Below are 20693 nucleotides of genomic sequence, written 5' to 3' on the forward strand. Positions count from 1 at the left end.
AAAAGCTCGGATGCATCACAAGCATCCGAGCTTTTTTTATTTTCAAGAATTTGAGAATTAGAGAATTTTTCTTTCTACCTATTGGTTCTGGTGAATTTTCTTTTTATCTCGTCAGCGAGAACTTGATGCTCAGGCCGAAATCCTGTGTGGTGGTAGGATAACTGCTGCTCGACAGGAGCGGGGTGTTGGTCTGACGGTCATAATAGAAACTCATGGTAAGGAGTTTGCTGAAGGTATAATCGGCAGCGAAACTCAGTTTCAGAGCATTGTTGCCGCTACTGGCACTGCTTACCATTGAGGCAATATCACGAACGATGGCTGCCTGCTTGCGGAAACTGAAGTCAAGACGTAGATTCAGATCATGGTTGGTACCATTCTGAACCGTCTTGGTGGTCGATGCATTCTTATTGGCTGCATTCTTGTTGCCGCCCTTCGACTTGGAACGGGATGCCTTGGCACCCCAGCCGAAAACATCGAAGTTGTTGATGCGGTAACCCATACCGATTACCCAGTCCTTACTCAATGCCTCGTTCAGCTGCACACTCGTCATACTGAGGTTCAACACACGGGTCTGGCGATATTCAGCCTTCACCGTCATATTATTGTTGAATGTGACATCCATACCCAATAATGGCGAGAACGACTCGTTGATACTTACCTGCGAAATGTTGAACATGCTGCTTGGCGACGGATTGCCCGTAGTGGCATCATTCACGAAGCCGAGACCGTTCATATACTCCTGGAAGGTGCTGTAACTGTTGTAGCTGCCAACTGCAAAGACACTTTTGTAAGAGTGGTTGATGTTGACACTCTTGAAGTGCTCGTTGAACCAAGGCAGACGTCCCAGTCCGCTGTAACGGATGGTCCAGTTTGGCAACATCCGGCTCAAAGCTGGGAATACCGAGAGCGAATTGCCACCCATCGAGGTATAAGCCTTGAGGAAGGCAGGAATCATGACATCGCTGCTATACTGGTTGACCGGTGTGCGAGAAGCATCAAACTTGCCGCCAGCCAGAGCCGAACCAGCCGGATAAACAGTTCCGGCATACTGCGCCTCTACCCTATCTCTGAAACCAGCCAGCGAGTTGACAAACTTCTCGAAGGTCTTGCTGCGATAACCCGAATTGGCATTGCCCATTCCCTCGAAAGCCGACCCCAGCGAGATAGTAGTCATCTGGAAGGCTCCACTCTGGGTAGTTGGCGTTCCTTCATACATATACTGTATGCTCTTCTGCGTGGTCTTGGTACGTGTGGCAGAGAGATCAATCTTGAAATCCTTGACAGGCTCCAGGGTGGCACGCAACGTAAGATTATCCGTTCTGCTGGTAGTGGCTGGTGTTGCGATACTGTCGTTGCAGAGCAGCCAGTCGTTGTTTCTTGCCTTCTCGATATAATCGTCGCCAACCATACCGAAGGCGAAGTCAAGACCCGGTGCCATCTGTCCCACCTTCTTCTGTCCGAAGGCATCACCCACACTAGGCAAGAAGCCCGGCAGGGTGAGCTGATAGCTGCTGCGATAGTTGATGCTCACATTGCGCACCATCATTGCCAGACGACTAGCCAACTGCAATCCCTTATACCATTTCTTATCATCAAGCGGTTCCTTAGCCAGTACAGAGAGTTTCACCTTCATGGCAGTATCTACCTTTGAGATGATTCTGATCTGGTTATTATCCACCTTTTTATATTTAAGCGGGAACACTTTGCCGTCTTCCGTCTTGGCATTCACAATCAGTCGCTTGGTATTCTTGCCGTGGCGTATCTTGAATGTGGTATCAGGCAGGAGGGTGATTTCCCGTTCGAAGGCACGCTTGTTCTTAGGCAGCGCCTTCTTCGGATCAGCCGCCTGTTCCTTTGCTTCCTGCTTCTTTTTCTTTTTTTCCTGCTTCTTGCGCTGCATCTGTGCCCTACTCTGGGTACGGTCAAACTTATCGTTTACCTTCTTCAGGAAAGGCACATGGTTGTAGAGTTTCACCAAGTTAAAGTTACCGTTCAATGTCAGTTCGCGCTGGGTATTGATGGTGTTTCCATACGAGTTGCCCTCCTCATCCTCTGTACCGCGCTCCCAAGAATAGTTGGCATTGTAAGAGGCATCGCTGTTCACCCAGTCGAAGACAGGCAGCAGATTGAGAGGCACCTTGTAGGATGCCTGGAAATTCTGACTGTAGTCGAGCGGTGCACCCCAGTGGCGGATGCTGGTCCATACGGAATCCTTCCAGGCATGATACTGGTCGGCATAAAGATCCTTGTTGACCGGTGTATATGGTTCCTCTATCTGTGCATGGGTAGCACTCTGGAAGTTCATGTGCAGGTTCTTGGTCAGATCCCAGTTGATGGAGAACTCACGGTTCCAGAGGAACTGTTCACTGAAGGTGAGCGGCAACTTGGAGTCTACTCCGGCAGCTCCACTCATCAGGGTTTCCATATCGCGCTCCTGCAACTCGTAGTAGTCGCGCGTCATCTCGGTATTGAAGGCTATGTTCTGCGGCAGCCAGTTCAGTCCGAAACGTTTCAGAATGTCGAGCCACTTACTCTTGTTCTTCAGTCCCTTGAATGGTTCCCAAGCCTTATAAACCGGGCTCCATGAATAATCCAAGGCTCCGCGCCAGTTGTCCTTGCGCTCATACATCGTCGTTTCACCCGTTGTATACTGATGCTGATGACTGTAGGTGAATGAGAAGTTGGCAGGATCGTATGGCATCGGATGGCGCTTGGTAGCGATACCCACCCGGGCATTCGAGATGGAGAAGTTGGTCTGCGTAATCTTGGTGGCAGCGATATTCTCGATAGAATCGCGCTCATGCTTGGATCCGGCAGCATCGAGGGCATCCTTCAACTCCATATCGGTATCCAGCGGATTATACTTAGGAGTGGTCTTCTCCTTGGTAACACTATAATATAAAGGTATGCTCACCTTCGCCTTGTCAGGGAAGAACTTACCCATTTCGAGCGATGTGGTCACACTGTAGGTACCATAATTATCGGTAGTGCGACTGGCCACGCCATCTTCCAGACCGCCGAATCCCTCGCTGATGTATCTGCCGGTGGCATTCACGCTACCCAAATCGGAGAGTTGTACGTTGAGGTTGGCATTGGCAGCCCAACCGCCCGAATTATTGTGTTCCTTGAGTCGGAGTTCGTTTATCCATACCTCACCGCTCTTGATGTCGGCAGAATTGTTTCTCACACCCAGCATCATGGTCTTCACTTCGCCCAAACTCGGATTACCCACGATGGTAATCTTGTTCTGCGGATGTTCTGCATCCATCATGGAATAAGGAGCGAGATAAGAAGCCACACCCTGTGCCTTCGCCTTGTTGCGGTTTTTCTTCAATGCCGTAAAGACGCTCAGTGGCACATCGAGCATATTCTCCTCAGGCCATACCGCCTTACAGTCGGCTAGCACATAGCGGTTGTAGTTGGAGCGTGGCTCGGTGAGTTTCAGCGGGATTTCATACTCGTAGTAATTGTTCTTGTAATCACTACCCAGACGGATGAAGACTGAGAGATCACCATCCTGCAGACGGGTGGTATTCTGCTCCAGGGCATTGGCATGGGCAAACATCTGGATGCGCTTGTACTGGCGCAGATCAAGGGTAGAATTCTTGTAAACCGCCTTCGCCTCGCCTGTGCTCATATTCTTGACCACCAGACTCAACGCCTGCTCGTTCGCCTCAACCAACTGAGGCTGACTAGGATCCTGTTCGCGCTTGATACCCGGAGGCAAGACATAGTTGACCGGTGTCTTCTCGCCGTTCTCTTCCAGACTCACGCTGCTTGCGTCGAGGGTTCCGCCACTGGCTGCACTAAGCGGCTGGTCATAGGTACGCCACTTGCCCATCACGAGGTCGAAGGTACCGAAACGCAGCACGATAGGTTTCTTGAAACCGGTGAGGAACATACGCATGAAGCGGATGCTGGAGAAATCGTTGATGTTACCCTGACGGCTCTCAAACTCATCGATAGGTATGCGGAACTGATACCAGGTAACGGTAGACTTGGTATTATCACGCCAGGTCTGGCTGTATTCACGCTTATCTACAATATGATTGTTACCCACCACGAGATCTTCCGGACGGATGCTGACACGGTACTGGAAGTATTTCTCATATTCGTTGAGGGTATAATCCTGGTTGATATCCTCGACATCCGGCGTTGACTTATAAGAAGTATCATAGCTCTCAGAACGGCTGTCGCTGTCAGGCGAGTTGCCCTGAGGATTGTTGATATACTTATATCGCTGCAAGATAGGAGCACGCATCTCATCCCAGTCGGAACCGCGGAAATAGTGGTAGTCATCACGTGCCGGATCGGCAAAGATGCTGTCGAATACCGCCTGGTTCACCTTGCCCTGAATCTGGTCGAGATAAGCACTCTTGTAGAATTCCTGCTCCTCGGCATCAGTCAGTCCGTTGAAACCCACATCCTGCAAGGCTCTGCTGCCACTGGTGGTAGCAAAGGCATAGGTCACGGTGCTCTGGGTAGGAATCTTACCCCACTGGGTATAGGTGTAGCTCTTGCTGCCATCCACCGGCATACCACTCTCATAGAATTTCTTGCCATCACGCAGGATATCCTCGCTCACCTCGCCCAGATTGATGTAGAAATCGCCACCATAATCGGCAGCATCAGCCTCTTCGCGGGAATAGATGAACGGATCGAGCATCCAGAACTCGATGTATTCGATGTTTGCCTGCTCGAAATCGTTGGTATCCAGCTTACGCATCATTCCGCCCCAGTTGCGCTGCGGATTCTGCAGGGTTCCGTCTGCCTGCAAATCTGTTACATTGAAGTTGTATGGTCCCGGCTCGCTTGGATAGTAAGCCAGATTGAGTACATTCAGGGTATTGGTAGCGCCCTGATAACTGCTCTGGTCGCGCAATGGGAAGAGCTCCTTGGTATAGACCTCGCGGACATAATGGTTACTCAACTGCTTGAGGTCGCCCTTGATATGTCCCGGAGTGAGCGAACTTCCACGGCGGGTGAACAGCGGATCGATGGTATACCAGGCTAGGCGCGAACGGTGGAAACCGCTGCTCAGACCGGTCTTATCGCTGTAATCGTCCTTGAAATTGAGCGAAGGCACACTGGATATAAACCAGGAGGTAGGAGTCGTTACATCGATGGTAGTCTTCGTACCCTCGAAGTCATCGATATAAGATGCATTGTCCTGTGTGCCGCCTGCCTCACCGGCAATGAGCTGGGCAAATTCTCCTGTAAAGGATATCTGCGATGGCTGGGTAAGGTGCAGGAATGGTATCTTGTCAAGCACATTGGTGAGCCACTGACTCTCCTTGCGCCAGTTGAGATTAATGCCCCAAAGGGTGTTCTTCAGCGGTTCGGAGCCCATGGATACCTTGGTGGTAAGCGCCTGTTCGGAGAGGTGCTGGATAGTACCGCTCAACTGGAAGTTCTTGGTAAAATCATACTCCCAGTTCAGTCCGAACATCGTTTTTCGGGTTTGTCCGAAATCGGTATTACTCTCCAGAGAAACGTTGACAGCCGTACCGGCATCGATAATGCTCTGGTTCAGGATGGTCACCTCACCGGCACTGTAATCTACCGAATAGTCGGTGCCCTCTTTCAGGGTGATACCGCCTGCCGTAACGACCACCGAGCCCTGTGGCACATTGTAGGCATCGAGCGAGATGACATTGGCTGCAGAGCCCTTGAACTGTCCCACAATCTGATACTTGTTCTTTTCGGCTATCTGCTTGGCTACGGTCTTCGTACTGTCATAGAGTTCGGTAAAGGCATACTTTTCAGCCTTGTCGGCAGCCACGCCCCGCTTGACCAGATAATCACGCATATAACTGCCGAAAGGCTCTACCTTCGGAATGAACACGCGTCCATTAGAGATGGTATAGCCTTCTACATAATCGAAATATCCATTGCTGTGTGCCTTGTTGTTGTTATCCAGACGGTCGGCGCCCAGCACACGGATGATAGGCTGCTCCTTCACCTGCTGCTCAGGGATATAACTGAGATATACGCCGGTGGTATCGCTCTGGTATTTCACATCCAGGCGGAACTTCTCCTTCTCTACGGTAGAAGCCAGATAATAAACGTTCTTCATCATCAGCCCCCAGTTGCCCTGTCGCGGATTGTTACTGGTATTCTTGAGCGATTTCACGAAGAGAGCCTGCTTGGTATCGCTGAGATCGGATGCAAACTCGCCCACCTGATAGGTAACGCCTCCCGATGTATACTCATAGGCTACGGCAAGCACCTGGTCGGTCTGCAGACTGGTTTTCAATGAGATATAACCCAAGGCGGTATTGACTGTATACTCAGAAGAATTGAGCAGACGGGCACTCTCCAGTTTCTCATAATCGGCTCCGCCAACCAGTCCGCCTCCATCGAGAGTGGTTGCAGCCTGGTCGATGTCACGGGCAGCAGCATATTGGCTGTTCATCGCAGCATACTCAGTATTCGCCTGGTTAGAAGGCACCTGTCCGCTCGCTGCCCACATCGGGTTGCTCAGTTTCTGGTTCTCGCCCAGGTCGGTCAGGGCTACGATGTTTCGGGTATTGGTGGTATTGCCGGTTTTGTTGGTAACCCACACCTCCACGCGGTTGATGGTGATGCCCGTGGTGAGATTAGGAAGTTTCTGCATCCAGGCATCATAATGGTTTCTGAAATACTGGGAGAGGAAGAAGTGGCGGTTCTCCTCATAATCGGCTACATTCAGTTCGAAAGGGGTGAGCTGCACACCGCCCCTGGTAGATACGCTCTTCGATGCACTCTTCTTCTGCGAAGCTACCATCTGCAGCTTGAGTTTGCCAAACTGCATATCGGTTCTAACACCAAACAGACTGCTGGCGCCTTTGATGAGCGAAGAGTTGGAAGGGAAGGAGACGTTGCCCGCCTCAACGAGTTTGATGATTTCATCTTCCTTGCCGTCGTACTTCAGTTTCATGTTCTGTGCATCGAAATCGAAGGTGGCATCGGTGTTGTAATTCAGGTTCATGTTCACCTTATCGCCCACCTTTCCGTTGACGTTGAGGTTGATCTTCTCATCAAAATCCATCATCGTCGTCTTTCGGTTGCGGATAGGCAACGAAGGATTGTCGATGTTTTTCTTGTTGATACCGAACTTGAGTTCGGCAGAACCCTGAGTCTTCACTCTGATGCCACCAGGACCGAAGATTTTCTCGGCAGGTCCCAAGTCGAAGTGCATATCTGAGAAATCGAACTTCTCCTTGCCTTTTGCCTGGAAGATTTCATCGTTCTGCTTGCGGAAGTAGCTGTTGCGCTGCTGCTGTTCGGTCCATGCAAGATACTCTTTCGGAGTGAGCATGATAGGAGCCGAAAGCCAGGTTGAGCCCATGCGGTTGCCGATGATATAGCGGTCGATGGTATCGTTGTAGACTACCTGATATTGCAGATTATCAGGACGTTTCAGGTCGAGCGGACTCTGATAGAGGTCGCTCAGGGAGTAAGGTTGGGTGCGCTGAATCTGCCAGCGGGTATGCAACAGCGAATCGGGAATGGTATCTTCATCGAGCTGCACGGGCTGGGCTGTGCTGGTACGGATTTTCTTTTTATCGTCCTGAAGTTGAGGCAAAGCTATCGCATAGCCGAAGGTTGCCACCATCAGCCAAGCCAATAGAAAAGATATGAATCTTTGCTTCTGTTTCATCGACAAAAAACTCCTAACTTATTTGATTTGCTTCAATGCCAGTTTCACAACCTGTTCTACCGGGAGATCAGGCTGTGCCTTGAGGATATCTACTACTACCTTGGCTGATGGTGCCGGCGAGAAGCCGAGCATGGTGAGGGCGCTTACCGCCTCATCCTTTACGTCATTGTTCACCATCACCACATTGCCTCCGCTGGCTGGCAGTTCGTCAGCGATGCCGAGGCTCACGATTTTATCTTTCAGGTCGATGATGATTCGCTGTGCTGTCTTCAGTCCGATACCCTTCACGGTTTTCAGCACCTTGTCGTTACCAGTAGAGATGATTTCACAGAGTTCGCGTGGCGAGAGTGAAGAGAGAATCATACGGGCTGTATTTCCGCCTACTCCTGAAACGGTAATGAGGAGGCGGTAGAGTTCACGTTCCTGTTTGGTAGCAAAGCCGAAAAGGGTGAAAGAGTCATCTCTTCCACCAGCCACCAGCACTTCGTGAACATAGAGTTTCACTTCCTGTTTGCCCTGAATGGCAGTATATGTATTGAGCGATATATTGAGTCCGTAGCCCACCCCCGCAGTCTCAACAACAGCCAGCGCAGGTGTCAACTCTGTCAGATCGCCATGAATATATTCTATCATTTTCTTTTTCTCCTAATTAAATTAATATATTAATAACGTGCGAAGGGCGGGATTATTGTAATAGAGTTCCATAAAATTACGTCCCGACGTAACATTTCATACGTCCCGACGCAGAGCCAGAGACGTCGGGACGCAGCAAAAGCTACGTCAGGACGTAATTCAAAGCACATCGGGAGGTAACGGAAAGAGGATGTATGATGTTTCGCAACAAAATAACGAAACTGTAAGGCTCTTGCAGCAGATACCTTACAAATCTCCGCTTATTCATATCTAAAAAACTATGATTTTACTACTTTAATAAAAAGTGAAGAATTCACTGTAACTCTAACATCGACAAATGCTCGCAAATTCAAGTCTACGATTTTTTCTTTTAAAAAGTTTGTCGATTACAAAAAAAATCCTTATATTTGCAGCCAAATTGCAATTTAACTTCTAATATTAAAGCGTATGATACGACTATTACTGTGCTGTAGTTTCTTACTATCAAATATTGTATACACCCACGCTCAACATACGGTGTACAAATATGACAATATGGGGAATTGTATCTCTAGAACATATGAGAATCTTTCTGTTGAAAGCAAAAAGCTTCAAAAGAAAGACTCCATTTCTACTTTTAATTTAACGAAGATAACAATATTCCCAGTACCTTATGTATCTGATGCTATAAATGTAAACTTTTTACCTAACAAAGCAACGAATCCATTAACATATGCTATCACTAATATGTCAGGACAAGTCGAATTAAAAGGACAAATTCTTGGGTCAACATACTCCATCACAGTATCAGACCTCGCACCAGGCATATATATATTAACTGTTTCAGATTTGAATAAAAGAGTTTCATATAAGATAATCAAAAAATAATTCACAAATATGAAAAAGCATCTACTTACATTACTTTTTCTTATCCTACCCATTATAACTATAGCCCAAGAGCGACTCTTTACAGACAAAGAGACAGGCGGTTCACTAGGTGGCATAGTCGGAAAAATTGATGACGACCTTGCGGTTACACCATTAGGACAACTTGGTTATGAGATTCCCATACCTGTACCCGTGGGAACAGGCGGGATGAAACCAGCTTTATCCATTTGCTATAGCAGTGGAACTAAAGATGGTCTTTTAGGTTATGGTTTTGACTTAAAAGGCCTCTCTGTTATTACTCGTATTCCATCAGACCGCTATCATGACCATCAGCCTTCAGCCGTTGATTTTTCATGGCATGATGCTTTTGCCCTTGACGGCATGCGTTTAATGAAATGTGGTGACGATGTCGATTATTACGAATATCGAACTGAGAATGACATATTCTCTAAGATAATAGCCTATGGTACATTAACAAATCCATCCTCGTTCAAAGTCTACACGAAGTCTGGATTAATCTATGAATACCAATCAAATCTCGCATTACTTAACGTTCCATCAAACAAAACTTTATTTTGGACGGTAACCAAAGTCACGGATACTGTCGGAAATTATTTTACTATAAAATATACAGGAAACGCTGACACAAACGAATTGTGGGCTACCAGAATTGACTATACAGGCAATGAGAAGACTGGACTATCCCCATACGCTTCCATTAGATTATCCTACACATCCAACAGCCTGCCTCCCACTACTTACATTTATGGACAAAAAGTAAGGAGAAGCAAGATAATCACAGATATAGATGTATACTTCGGTGAAAACAAGGTAAGAAATTTCAAAGCGACCTATTCTTCGAAAAATGGAAAGAACTTACTAACTAGTATCACGGAGTCTACAGCCAACGGCATGCATAAAAATCCGACTATTTTCAATTGGGAAACAGTGGAGCAATTCAAAATATCTAATCAGAATTACGATAAGACTGCTTCCATCCACAAGGCAAAACTAATAACAGGAGATTTCAATGGTGACGGGAAAACTGATTTTCTAGCCATCCCAGAGAATAAAGATGCAGGTTGGACTGGACGTAAGTTCTTCGTCAGCCACGGAACATATTTTACCAAAGCATTTGAAGGGCAATGGAAAAACGATGGAGAAGTTAAACAAGTTGTCTGTGGAGATTTCAATGGTGATGGAACTACAGATATTGCCATCAAAAGGTATTGCAACAACATTGCTTACAATTGTGACTTATACCTCTCATTTAGAAAAAGCGATGGTAGTTTTTACTTACAACTAAAAGATATAATTTCACTTCCCAAAGATTACGAATTACAACCTATAGACGTAAATGGTGACGGGGCAATGGATTTATTTCTATGGAATAAAGGAAAGAAAGACTATAGAGTTTTAGCATCTTATCCCAACTCTAATGGAACAATAAAACCACTTGGCGGAACTTCAACAGGACAGTGTGAAGAACAATTCTATCGCGTGGAGTTTGCCGACATAAATGGCGACGGTTTAATTGATGTGCTAAATCTAACAGACACAGGAACCCTAGTGCTCCAAAGCAATGGATTTGGTTCTTTCATCAAAAAAGATAAGATATTATGGCCTACCCAAAAACACGGCATTACCTTTGGCGATTTCAATGGTGATGGCAAGAGCGACATGCTTCTTACTTCTTGGCAAGATGATCCAAACGAAAATGGATGGTCACAATGGTGCATACTATTTTCAAAGGGAGACGGAACCTTTGAAAAAACTTATGTACCTAAGATGGAAGATGCCCGTAAAAAGCAGAAATTTGTTGCTGATTTTAATGGTGATGGGTACGATGACATTCAACTTATTGATTTGGAATCTTCCGGTTCAAACATGACCAAGCCTATGGTCTTTCTTGGTAACGGACGAGGAGGGTTTAACAGACAAGATGCTGGTGCAAATGTCTACGCTCTGGACAAGTGGCACTTCTATACGGGAGATTTCAACGGTGACGGAAAAGAAGATTTCATCTGCACTTCAGATTGGAATAAAAGCAATTGGGATGGATATCAATTATTTTTAATGCCTAATGGACACAACAACTTGTTAAATAAGATTGTCGATGGATTAGGCAACGAGACAAACATAGAATACAAATACCTATCTGACAACGATGTCTTCGAACGTGGGAATTCTTCCAAGTATCCCGTAGCATCGGTAGGTTTGTCTTACCCTGTAGTTAGCACTATCAAGACCCCAAATGGCATCGGTGGAATAAAAAAAAATAGTTATAAATATTCCAATGCCCTTTTTCATATGGATGGCAGGGGATTTTTGGGCTTTGAGACTTTTACCGCTAATGACGAGTCAACCAGTACAAGTTCTATTACAAAATACGAATTTGATTCTTTAACATATGCAGGCGGAATCAAGGAACAGAAGACCTATGTCAATAACCATATTGTGGCAGAGGCTACATATATCAACACTATTAAATATGGTAAAAAAGCAGTCAACCATTATACTTACTTACCAACTAAAATAGTAAAGAAAAATTACGAGTACAATTCATCAAGCGTACTTAAGGACATAACGACAACTATAACATATGATGACTATGGCAACCCTACGAGTATAAACACTAGGGATGGAAATGTAACAACGCAAACATTCAACCAATATGAAAACGACGAGGAACTTTGGCGACTAGGACGTCTCACTATGGCGCATACGTATCACAGCAACCATAATAGCGGAAGTAGCGAAACCGCCTACTTCAAATATGACCAAAACACAAGTTTTCTACAAGAAGAGCATGCCCTTGCCTCCAATAAGGCATTAGGCTATACAAAGACTTACGAACGAGACTCTTTTGGCAACATCATAAAAAGTACGATTAGTCCAGATGATGGTACTGTACCACGTACTACCCAGACGCAATATGACTCGAAGGGTAGACTGATGACAGCCTCCACATCTAGTCTTGACTTTGTAACGAGATATACCCAAGACGAGATATTTGGCAACATACTGTCTTCCACTGATGAAAACGGCATCGTCACCAATAATAGCTATGACGCATTTGGCAGATTACTTCAAAGCAATAATCCTATAGAAAAGGAAGTATATACCATAGGATGGAGCGAAGGAATGACAGATGCGCCATCTCATGCCCTATATTTCACTTACGAGAAAGCAACAGGCAAACCATACAAACTTAATTTTTATGATTGTTTGGGTAGAGTAATCCGAACTATAACGGAATCTTTGGATGCACAGCGTATTTTTCAGGATACAGAATATGATAATAAAGGGCAAGTGACAAGAACCTCTGAACCCTATTTTTATGGCAGCACTATCTATTGGAACAAAAACGAGTATGATTTCGTAGGAAGAACTACCACTCAAACTGCACCAAACGGGGCTTCATATATCTACCAGTATAGTGGATTATACACATTTACGTTCAACCCTAATCATACTCGTACATCTCGTAAGTTAGATACTAACGGCAATTTAGCAGAAAGCCAAGACGCACAAGGTGGCAGCATAAAATATGAATATGACTATCGGGGTAACTGTGTTTACACTACAGGCTTAGCAAAATTGCAAGCTTCTTATGACGCAGCAGGCAACCGCACAAGACTATCAGACCCAGTTCTTGGTGTATCAACCTATAAATACAATGCCTATGGTGAGTTGATATCCCATACAGATGGGCATGGCACGACAAGCTATCAATACGATGATGGAGGACGTTTAATAAAGGAGACTCGCCCAGACATGACCATCATATATGAGTATGATAGAGGTTGGAAAGGAGCCTTAGACAAAAAGCAAGTACAAGGGGGACCTTCTATAAATTACAAATACGACAGTTATGGCAGAGTCGTATCTGAACAAACTGTTGTCAACGGAAACAGCTTTACTATTCAAACGAGTTACAATGCACTCAGTTTACCTGATGTGATTACATATCCAAATGGTCTAAAAATCCAAAACATATATTCATCCTGTGGTATACAAACAGCTGTACAAAACTACAGAACAGGAAAAGTATATTGGAAATTAAAAAAACTTAACGCACGTGGGCAAATAGAAAGTGAAGAACTGGGGAATGGTCTAACCACGACTACTACCTATGACGAAAAAGTAGGAACATTGTCAAGCATCAGTACTCCAGGCATTCAAAACTGGAGTTATACATTTAATGCTATCGGCAATCTCACCTCACGGCATAACTTGTCCAAAAATCTGCACGAAACATTTGAATACGACTATTGCCATCGCTTAACACGGGTTTACAAGAATGGTAGCGAAGCGCAAAGAATCACATATAATGCTGATGGTAGAATTGCTTCTAAGTCAGACGTTGGCAGCTATGTATATGATGACGCAGGTAGACTTTCGGAAATCAAAGACCGCAAATATGAGTTGAGAGATTGGAATAAAATCACATACAATTCTCTCAGCAAAATAAGCTATGCACAAAATGGAAACGCAGAAATGACCATCACCTATGGTCCTGATGGTAATCGTATCATGTCAACGCTTGCAGGAGAAAGCAAGTATTATATTGGCAACCTATTTGAACATTATCAAAAGAATGGAAATAGGCAAGATATCAACTATATTTTTGTACAGGATAAGGCAATCGCAATGGTGAAACAAACATCTACGGATGAAACTACCACAAATTACCTGCATCACGACCACTTAGGCTCAATTCAAGCTTACTCCGATGAAAAAGGAAAACTTTCTCAAGAGCTAAGCTATGACGCTTGGGGATGCCGACGTAATCCAAGCACTTGGCTTCCTTATGCCACTATCCAAAACGCCGATGCCCTATACGATAGAGGCTTTGGAGGGCATGAGCACATTGACCAATTTGAGATGATCAACATGAACGGAAGAATGTATGACCCTGTCGCCGGTATGTTCCTCTCACCTGACCCATTCGTTCAAGCACCCGACAATCCACAAGGATTCTACCGATACAGCTATTGCATGAACAACCCTCTGTCATTGACAGACCCTTCGGGCTATAGTTGGTTCAGTAAGAACTGGAAATCATTAACCGCAGCTGTAGTAGGTATAGGTGTAACGGTATTAACAGCTGGCACAGGGGCATCTTTTGGAGTCGCTGTCGCAGCTGGTGCTGCAGGTGGTGCAGCCAGTGCGTTAACTGTGTCCTTATTGAATGGTTCAAATTTTGGACAAATAGCTAAAAACACTATGGTGGGAGGCTTTTGGGGGGCTGTCTCAGGATGCCTAAACAACATATCTGCAGACGAAGACTTAGTAGCGTCCCTTTTTAAACATACATTTACCGAAGGTGGGTTAGATGCCCTACAAGGTGGTAATGCCGTGCATGGTTTTATGATGGGATTAACATCTTCCGCTGGTGGCTATTTTATAGATAACAATCTTGGATCATTAGGAAAAGCAGGAGAAATCACAGCAAACTCCATGTTGAGCGGTCTTGTAGATGAAATTGGCGGTGGTAAGTTCGCAAATGGAGCCATCACAGGAGCCTTTTCGTTGATTTTAAACGATTGGGCTCACCATCATTTTTCCGACAAAGTTTTAAAAAAAATATACGATGAATATATACAAATTTCCTATGAAAACGAACGTTGGGTAGGAATAGGTAAACTTTGCTCTGAAATTGGAGGTGAGATTGGTGCCATAGCAAGTGAGATTCAAAACGGATGCGCCATAAGATTAAGCTATGCACTTAATAAAAGTGGAATGTACATTCCACATTTAAGAGGGACGTTGAAAGGCTCAGATGGGTATAACTATTTTCTTAATGCTTCAGAAATGGCAAAATATCTATCCAAATACCGATTAGGAACGATAAGCAAAGGTAAATACGCCAGGAATTGTTTAATCTTCCAATACCCTAATAAACAATGGAGCGACCAAGGTGTATCTGGTCATGTTGATATAGTTTATCGTTCAAAATGGGGATCAGGAAGCGGGAACATAACTCCCTACAAAGATTTGAGAACAGAAATATTTCATTAAAATAAAAAAAAATACTCGATATGTATAACAAAATTATCTTCATTATGATGTTATTACTTATGATTTCGTGCAATTCGAAGCAGAAACGAAATCATAAAAACTCAATAGAGATTAAAGAACAATTAGGACAATCATCTTATCCTTTTATAAAAAGTATGGAGTATCATGCCTATATACAAGATAATGAGGCTATCCCTGTTATAGAAATCCAAATCACTGAAAAAGGAAACTTCTCTATCTTTGTAAAATATCAAACTAATAAAAAATATTCGAAACTTAGTTATAAAGAGACTTTGGATTTTTTGTCCACCGTCATAGAAAAACAAAATAAAGAAAATATTCCCCTCTCTAGGCTTCAACAAATATTTATAAGAACAGAAATGTGGAATGAAAATTCCATCTATACTTCTATGGAGGAATACAGGAACATAAACATTCCACATGGCGAATATTTTAACAAAAAAGCGAAGGAAAGCCGTATAGTTTCAGACATCACAAAAATACTATCCAGATATAACTTAAAGATTGGAAGTCTCTCATACGAAGGTCTGCTACCGCTAGACGGAAAAGTCATTAAAGAAATAAATAAAAATATAGAATTAAATACGTCAGAAGCTTACCTTACAGGGAATTTAGTTTTAGATATTGCAAACCAATAGTTATGAAAATCAAGAATTTAGAAGAAGCATTAATCTGTTTTAAAGAAAATGCAATCATTCATGGGGAATGTACGCAAAATGGAGACTACAAACGTGGTAACAAAAGCCACAAAAATATAATAAATGCCATCAAGTACATTTCTGCAGAACATAAATATGAAATTTTAGAACCTCTTTTGGAAGATAACAATCTTTCTGTAAGAATATGGGCAGCTTATGCACTATTGCACGTTAATACTCCAAAAGCAGTAAAAGCATTGAAAGAAATTGTTAAGACTGACAGTGGAATTATGGGGTTCAATGCAGAAATGACATTAGATGAATTCAAGAAAGGCAACATTTAACCTGCATATTTCATTCTCACCTAATTATACAAGTGCAAAGATTTGCCAGAAATTACGTCCCGACGTAGCATGTAATACGTCACGACGCAGAGCCAGAGATGTCGGGACGCAGCAAAAGCTACGTCAGGACGTAATTCAAAGCACATCGGGAGGTATCGGAAAGGGGATGTATGATGTTTCGCAACAAAATAACGAAACTGTAAGGCTCTTGCAGCAGATACCTTACAAATCTCCGCTTATTCATACCTAAAAACTATGATTTTACTACTTTTTGCAACTTTTATGAGTTAAAATTCTATTAAAACGTCACGTATTTCAAGAAAAAGCTATACTTTTGCAACCGGAAATAGAATGAAAAGCGGAAAACATATCCGTTGGAGGACTAAACCGCAACAAATAAAAGAAATTAAAACAACAAAATAAAAGAAATAAGACAATGAAGAAATTTAGAGCAGCCGTAGTAGGATACGGCAACATCGGTAAGTTTACTGTTGAGGCACTCGAAGCAGCTCCTGACTTTGAGATTGCAGGTATTGTACGTCGCCAGGGTGCCAAGGACAAACCAGCTGAGTTGGCAAACTATGAAGTAGTAGATGACATCACCAAGTTGAAGGATGTAGATGTTGCTATCCTCGCAACCCCTACCCGCTCTTGCCCTGAGTATGCAGAGAAGATCGTTGCCCTCGGTATCAACACCGTAGACAGTTTCGATATCCACACCAGCATCCTCGACTACCGTACCAAGCAGATGGAGAACTGCAAGAAGGCTGGCAAGGTAAGCGTTATCTCTGCTGGTTGGGACCCAGGTTCTGATTCTATCGTACGTGTTCTGATGGAGAGTCTTGCTCCTAAGGGCTTGACATACACCAACTTCGGTCCTGGTATGAGTATGGGTCACTCAGTTTGTGTTCGTGGCAAGAAGGGCGTAAAGGAAGCGCTCTCTGTAACCATCCCATTGGGTGAGGGTATCCACCGCCGTATGGTATACGTAGAGTTGGAAGAAGGTGCCAAGCTTGAGGATGTAACAGCCGAAATCAAGGCAGATCCATACTTCGCTCACGATGAGACCCACGTATTCGCCGTAGCATCAGTAGATGATGTAAAGGATATGGGTCATGGTGTAAACCTCGTTCGCAAGGGTGTATCTGGCAAGACCCAGAACCAGCGTTTCGAGTTCAACATGAGCATCAACAACCCAGCCCTCACCGCTCAGGTATTGGTTAACGTGGCTCGTGCTTCATTCCGTCTGCAGCCAGGTTGCTACACCATGCCAGAGATTCCAGTTATCGATATGTTACCAGGAACCCGTGAGGAAATCGTTGCAACACTCGTGTAATTGGGAGTGAAGAAAGAAGAGTGAAGAGTGAAGAATTCACTTGCATCACTATAATAAAACGGCTCGCAAGAAGTTTCGAATTCTTGCGAGCCTTTTCCATTCAACTAAAAACACTTATAATAACCCCGTCATATACAATGGCAAATAAGTAATCCCCTCCTCAACTTTCAAATCAGCAGTATGCAAAACATACGGGGTTGCCAGATAGCTACCATATTTAGCGATGCACTTTTTGAGAGAAGTGAGCGTATATCTATTAGTAGACTTCACTTCTATCGGTGAAATATTATGCTTTGACGTTATTGTATCTTTGGCTATCAGGAAATCCAGTTCCATCCTTTCCTGGGCATTCTCCTTACTATATTTGGAAAAGAAATACAGCTTATGCCCTGCCGAACGTAACATCTGAGCAACTATATTCTCAACAATCATTCCGCCATTGAACTCCAGCTTATCTACCAGAAGCTTGTTATATAAGTTTTCAGATACTATCGTATTTTCATTGAAAGCATGACTGATGAGCAAGCCCGTATCAGCCATATAGCATTTCAATGTCGTATCACCAGTATTCATGCCAAGACCGATACTTGGCTCTGTCGTATTATAGGCCATATTGACTATCATGGCATCTGACAGCCAAAAGAAAGCCGTTTCATAATCTCGCATTCTCGCCCCTTCTGTGAGTGCCTTCAACAGAAATTTCTTTTCATGCTTTTGAAGTTGAGAAGGAATTGTATCAAAAATCTGAGTAACTTTAAATACATAGGTTGAAGCATACTTTTGAATATCGTTACGATATAAGGTAAGAATTTGGCGCTTCACTCGATCCACCTTATTGAAATCTCTGGTTTCTACAAATTTAGCTACAGCTTGTGGCATTCCTCCAACTATGAGATACTGTCTGAAATAGTCCATTGCCATGCGATGCATCATTTGTCCCATCTCATGCTTTTTCTTTAAGTTCATTCGTATAAGCGGCATCAGGGTTTCATTGTTCAATGCCCACAAGAACTCCTCAAAATCCATAGGATACATCAATATTTCTTCCTCCTCAGAAGGAATCATGATATCCTCTACGTTTTTTTTGATAGAAACAAGCGAACCAGTCTCTATATAATCGTAACGCCCATCTTCAACCAGATACTTGATAGCTGTACGAGCCCGAGGATACAATTGCACCTCATCAAAGATTATAACTGATTTTCTTGGATATAGAGGTGTATTAGTGAAACTGCTTAAATACATAAAGAATGTATCCAAGTCATCCAGATAGGTTTCGAACAAGGATTTTATGTTCTTTCCTATCTTATTGAAATCAAGTAAAATATAACTTTTATATTCTTTTCGAGCGAATTCCTTTACGATATAGCTCTTTCCTACTCGACGAGCCCCATTGATGAGAACAGCACTTTCTCCGTTCTGTTCTTCTTTCCATTTCTTGAGTTGATCATATACTTTTCTTCTCATAATTTACACCTATCCTAGATTAATAATATCGGATAAATACACCTATCCGCGATTAATATTTCCAATTTTTTACACCTATCCGCGATTATCAGATGGTGCAAATATACACATATCCGCGATTATCTCCAAGAAAAAGCTATTTTTTTAATATCTTTTAATTTTAGGAATAAGATGATAACGATACGCAAGATACATAATATTGGTATGGTATAAACATCATGCTTTAAGTCCATTGTAGCTTTGTTTTATAATCCATTGCAAGCATGTGAATTAGCTACAGAAGCCGTATCTATCGGCATGAAGAAGTAGATCTATCCAATAGTCGGCAGCCGCCAGCAAGGTTGCCGGCAGCTGCCGGCAACCATACGAAACTATATTTAAAAGGTAAATAATACAGGTTTCTAAGACTATTTAAATAACTTATCAAAAGCTATATTATTTATGCGTCATGATATCAAGCACCATATCATCGGTAGCTCGCATCGCATCGGCACCAATGCTCGTAAGGTTGTGAATGCACTTATCCACATCATCATCTACGATACCCTCGGCAGAGGTGACACACTTGCCTTCCATAGAAAGGAGGGCGGAAAGAAGAGCGGTGCTGACACCTGATGAAATCTTCAGGGCACAACTTGGTTTCGCTCCGTCACAAATCATACCGGTGAGATTGGCTATCATATTCTTGACAGAATTGCAGATGCGGGTATAATCGCCACCCATCAGATAGGTAATGCCGCAACTGCTGCCCGTACTGGCTACCACACAACCGCAAAGAGCTGAAAGTTTGCCTAAACTCTGTTTGATATAGATGGCAGTCAGATGACTGAGCATCAGGGCACGGATCATTTCCTCCTCGGTATTCTCGTTCTCCAGCGCATAAACCACCACAGGGTTCGTTGCACAGATGCCCTGATTGCCGCTGCCGCTGTTACTCATTACCGGAATCATGGCACCACCCATACGGGCATCGCAGGCTGAAGCGGTGCGGGAGATGATATGCGAGAAAATATTATCGCCGAAGATACCATGACTCAACGGACGGTCCATCGTCTTGCCCAGACAGTGGCCATAGTTGCCTTTGATACTCAACTCGGCAGCCTTCATATTATAGTCTCTGGTCTTGAGAATGAAAGAAATCTCATCGAGCGGAGCTGTTGTTGCAAACTCGTAAACCATCGGGAAATTGAGTTGGATATCATCATCAGCCTCATCACCCACAGTACCGCCACGCTTATCGAGCACCACCTCGCCATTACGCTCAACATACACGAAATGGGTATGAGAACCGGAGATAATTGCCGTAGCCTGGTCTTCACCGCCATGACAGATGATTTCGATATAGAGTTTATCCACATCACCCTGCTTCAGTTTGATGTTGATATCCGCATCCTTGATATATTGTTTGCCCTGCTCCAGACTGTCGGGAGTGAGGTCTTTCAACACTTCCAGCTGATATTCAGGCTTTCCGATGAGCGCACCCAGCGATACGGCGATAGGCAAACCAATCATACCCGTGCCCGGAATGCCGACACCCATCGCATTCTTGAGCATATTAGGACTCAAAAGAACTTCAATACGTTCAGGGCGCTTGCCCAATGTAGTAGCAGCCTTGGCTGTACATAGTGCCACAGCCATCGGTTCGGTACAGCCGATGGCAGGAACCACCTCTTTATTAACGAGCGCAATGATGCGCTCACGCTTACTTTTCTCTAACATAA

The 20693-nt window shown here is 44.0% G+C and carries 9 protein-coding genes; 5 read left to right on the plus strand and 4 right to left on the minus strand.

The features are described 5' to 3' along the window. Positions 1-103 precede the first annotated feature (103 nt). Positions 104-7642 (minus strand): cell surface protein SprA, encoded by a 7539-nt coding sequence (sprA, locus tag NNC77_RS09000; protein WP_254970691.1) that lies wholly within the window; start codon positions 7640-7642, stop codon positions 104-106. Between the two features lie 18 nt (positions 7643-7660). Next, positions 7661-8275, minus strand: a complete 615-nt coding sequence (gene ruvA, locus NNC77_RS09005) for a Holliday junction branch migration protein RuvA (RefSeq protein WP_022121046.1) — start codon at positions 8273-8275, stop codon at positions 7661-7663. A gap of 534 nt (positions 8276-8809) precedes the next feature. Between ruvA and NNC77_RS09010 the strand changes: the two genes are divergently transcribed. From NNC77_RS09010 to NNC77_RS09030, 5 genes are all read left to right on the plus strand, one after another. Then, positions 8810-9142 (plus strand): T9SS type A sorting domain-containing protein, encoded by a 333-nt coding sequence (locus NNC77_RS09010; protein ID WP_181976445.1) that lies wholly within the window; start codon positions 8810-8812, stop codon positions 9140-9142. Positions 9143-9151: 9 nt separating this feature from the next. Continuing rightward, positions 9152-15166 (plus strand): T6SS effector amidase Tae4 family protein, encoded by a 6015-nt coding sequence (locus NNC77_RS09015; protein WP_254970692.1) that lies wholly within the window; start codon positions 9152-9154, stop codon positions 15164-15166. A 155-nt stretch (positions 15167-15321) separates the two neighbouring features. Beyond that, the gene (locus tag NNC77_RS09020) at positions 15322-15825 is read left to right on the plus strand and encodes a hypothetical protein (protein WP_147347191.1); all 504 of its coding nucleotides are present in this window, start codon (positions 15322-15324) and stop codon (positions 15823-15825) included. A 2-nt stretch (positions 15826-15827) separates the two neighbouring features. Next, positions 15828-16169, plus strand: a complete 342-nt coding sequence (locus NNC77_RS09025) for a HEAT repeat domain-containing protein (RefSeq protein WP_118139657.1) — start codon at positions 15828-15830, stop codon at positions 16167-16169. Between the two features lie 436 nt (positions 16170-16605). After that, positions 16606-17505, plus strand: a complete 900-nt coding sequence (locus tag NNC77_RS09030) for a diaminopimelate dehydrogenase (RefSeq protein WP_006849374.1) — start codon at positions 16606-16608, stop codon at positions 17503-17505. A 114-nt stretch (positions 17506-17619) separates the two neighbouring features. Here NNC77_RS09030 and NNC77_RS09035 read toward each other — a convergent pair whose 3' ends face one another. Together NNC77_RS09035 and NNC77_RS09040 are read right to left on the minus strand one after the other, a co-directional pair. Then, positions 17620-18972 (minus strand): ATP-binding protein, encoded by a 1353-nt coding sequence (locus NNC77_RS09035; RefSeq protein WP_254970694.1) that lies wholly within the window; start codon positions 18970-18972, stop codon positions 17620-17622. A gap of 435 nt (positions 18973-19407) precedes the next feature. Then, the gene (locus NNC77_RS09040; RefSeq protein WP_254970696.1) at positions 19408-20691 is read right to left on the minus strand and encodes an L-cysteine desulfidase family protein; all 1284 of its coding nucleotides are present in this window, start codon (positions 20689-20691) and stop codon (positions 19408-19410) included. Positions 20692-20693: the final 2 nt, after the last annotated feature.

It is taken from the genome of Segatella copri (assembly GCF_024330485.1).
In the GTDB taxonomy this organism is placed as follows: Bacteria; Bacteroidota; Bacteroidia; order Bacteroidales; family Bacteroidaceae; genus Prevotella; species Prevotella copri_L.

Excerpts from the sequence above, each read along its gene's own strand:
- sprA (WP_254970691.1), bottom strand. The coding sequence starts at position 7,642 with ATGAAACAGAAGCAAAGATTCATATCTTTTCTATTGGCTTGGCTGATG.
- ruvA (WP_022121046.1), bottom strand. The coding sequence starts at position 8,275 with ATGATAGAATATATTCATGGCGATCTGACAGAGTTGACACCTGCGCTG.
- NNC77_RS09010 (WP_181976445.1), top strand. The coding sequence starts at position 8,810 with ATGGGGAATTGTATCTCTAGAACATATGAGAATCTTTCTGTTGAAAGC.
- NNC77_RS09015 (WP_254970692.1), top strand. The coding sequence starts at position 9,152 with ATGAAAAAGCATCTACTTACATTACTTTTTCTTATCCTACCCATTATA.
- NNC77_RS09020 (WP_147347191.1), top strand. The coding sequence starts at position 15,322 with ATGGAGTATCATGCCTATATACAAGATAATGAGGCTATCCCTGTTATA.
- NNC77_RS09025 (WP_118139657.1), top strand. The coding sequence starts at position 15,828 with ATGAAAATCAAGAATTTAGAAGAAGCATTAATCTGTTTTAAAGAAAAT.
- NNC77_RS09030 (WP_006849374.1), top strand. The coding sequence starts at position 16,606 with ATGAAGAAATTTAGAGCAGCCGTAGTAGGATACGGCAACATCGGTAAG.
- NNC77_RS09035 (WP_254970694.1), bottom strand. The coding sequence starts at position 18,972 with ATGAGAAGAAAAGTATATGATCAACTCAAGAAATGGAAAGAAGAACAG.
- NNC77_RS09040 (WP_254970696.1), bottom strand. The coding sequence starts at position 20,691 with ATGTTAGAGAAAAGTAAGCGTGAGCGCATCATTGCGCTCGTTAATAAA.